Here is a 2,210-nt window from a genome sequence, read left to right on the forward strand (position 1 = left end):
CCGCCCCTCCCCCGCAGCGTCCACACTCACTGTCACCGCATCCCCGAAGCCGAGGCCCCCATGTCGTTCACCCGCTCCCCGCTCACCCGCCGCACCGCACTCGCCGGTCTGCTCACCGCCGCCGCCGTCCCGCTCCTCGCGGGCTGCGTGCAGGGCGAGGGCGGAGGAGGAGCGGCGGCCGCGACCGCCGACGCCGCCTCCGGAGGAACCCAGGGGGGTACGCTCACGCTCGACTTCGCGACGTACAACCCGCTGAGCCTGGTCATCAAGGAGAAGGGCTGGCTCGAGGCCGCCCTCGCCGACCAGCAGGTCACCGTCGCCTGGGTGCAGTCGGCCGGGTCGAACAAGGCCAACGAGGCCCTGCGCGCCGGAGCGATCGACGTCGGCTCGACCGCCGGCTCCGCCGCGCTGCTCGCCCGCTCGAACGGCTCGCCGATCAGGACGATCGACATCTTCTCGCAGCCGGAGTGGTCGGCCCTCGTCGTCCCCGCCGGCTCGGCGATCACCTCGGTCGAGCAGCTGAAGGGCAAGCAGATCGCGGCCACCAAGGGCACCGACCCCTACTTCTTCCTCGTGCAGGCGCTCGAGGCCGCCGGGCTGGGCATCGGCGACGTGACGGTGCAGAACCTGCAGCACGCCGACGGCTGGGCGGCGCTGCAGAACGGCTCCGTCGACGCCTGGGCGGGCCTGGACCCGATCATGGCCGGCGCCGAGGCGGCCGGGGCGACCCTGCTGTACCGCAACGTCGACTTCAACTCCTACGGCCTGCTCAACGCGACCGAGAGCTTCCTCGCGGAGAAGCCGGACCTCGCGCAGACCGTCGTGAACGCGTACGAGCACGCCCGCGCCTGGGCGCTCGAGAACCAGGACGAGACGGCGAGCATCCTCGCCTCCGTCGCCGGCCTCGACGTGGCGGTGGCGACGACGGTCATCACCGAGCGCAGCAACCTCAACGTCGACAACGTCCCCGGCTCCGCGCAGACCGACGTGCTCGCCGTGATCGGCCCGATCTTCGTCGAGAACGGCGACGTCGCCTCGCAGCAGCAGGTCGACGACGCGCTCGACTCGCTGCTCGACGACACCTACGCCTCGGCGGCCGACCCGAGCGCCATCGGCGCCTGAGGGCCCGGCCCTCCGCCCCCGACCCCCGCGATCCGAGGAGACCGACGATGACGATCCGCGACGACGACACCGCGACCGACGCCGATGTGCTGCGCCGGAGCGCGCTGTCCGCGCTGATGCCGGGTGCGCCCGGACTCGTGACGGCGGGCCCGTCGGTCGCGGCCTCCCAGCGCCGGCTCCGCGAGGACCGCTCCCGCCCGCTCACGTCGCGGCGGTGGTTCGTCGTCGCGGGAGGCGCCGTCCTGCCCGTGCTGCTGCTCGCCGCCTGGCAGATCGCGACGACGACCGGGATGGTCTCGGTCGCTGTCTTCCCCTCGCCCGCGATGGTCTGGGCGGCCGGCGTCGACCTCGCCCAGCGCGGCGACCTCGGCCAGGACGTCGCCATCTCGACGCAGCGCGTGCTCATCGGGTTCGCGCTCGGGTCGGCGCTCGGGCTCGTGGTCGGCGCGCTCTTCGGGCTCTCCCGTGTCTGGGAGGTCGTCCTCGGGCCGACCCTCGGCGCGATCCGCGCGGTCCCGTCGCTGGCCTGGGTCCCGCTGCTGCTGCTCTGGATGGGCATCGGCGAGGAGTCGAAGATCACCCTGATCACGATCGGCGCGTTCTTCCCCGTCTTCACCACGGTGGCCACCGCGCTGGGCCACGTCGACCGGCACCTCGTCGAGGCGGGCCGCGCCTTCGGGCTCTCGGGCGTCCGGCTCTTCACGACGGTGCAGCTGCCCGCGGTGATCCCCTCCGTGATCTCCGGGCTGCGCCTCGCGCTCGCTCAGTCGTGGCTGTTCCTGGTCGCCTCCGAGCTCATCGCCTCCTCGATGGGCCTGGGCTTCCGCCTCATCGACAGCCAGAACAACGGCCGGATCGACCGGGTGTTCCTGGCGATCGTCCTGCTGGCCGTGCTCGGCAAGCTCACCGACGCCGTCGTCGGCGTGTTCCAGCGCTACGCCGTGAGGAAGTGGGCGTGAGCGCCGGGGAAGGAGCTCGGAGCGTGAGCGGGACGATCGCCAACCTGCTCGACGAGCACCGCCGGTTCCCGCCGCCCGCGGACTTCGCCGCACAGGCGAACGCCGGCGCGGAGGAGTACTCGCGCGCCG

General features: G+C 72.9%; 2 protein-coding genes. Both read left to right on the plus strand.

Features of this window, described 5'->3' with window-relative positions; translation table 11 throughout:
• Positions 1-60: 60 nt before the first annotated feature.
• Complete coding sequence (locus C5C24_RS17340; RefSeq protein ID WP_104305561.1) at positions 61-1,122, plus strand: aliphatic sulfonate ABC transporter substrate-binding protein; 1,062 nt, start codon at positions 61-63, stop codon at positions 1,120-1,122.
• A 47-nt stretch (positions 1,123-1,169) separates the two neighbouring features.
• On the plus strand, positions 1,170-2,081 hold the full coding sequence (locus C5C24_RS17345) for an ABC transporter permease (protein WP_258065352.1): 912 nt from the start codon (positions 1,170-1,172) through the stop codon (positions 2,079-2,081).
• The last annotated feature ends 129 nt before the right edge of the window (positions 2,082-2,210 follow it).

It is taken from the genome of Rathayibacter sp. AY2B3, assembly GCF_002931755.1.
In the GTDB taxonomy this organism is placed as follows: Bacteria; Actinomycetota; Actinomycetes; order Actinomycetales; family Microbacteriaceae; genus Rathayibacter.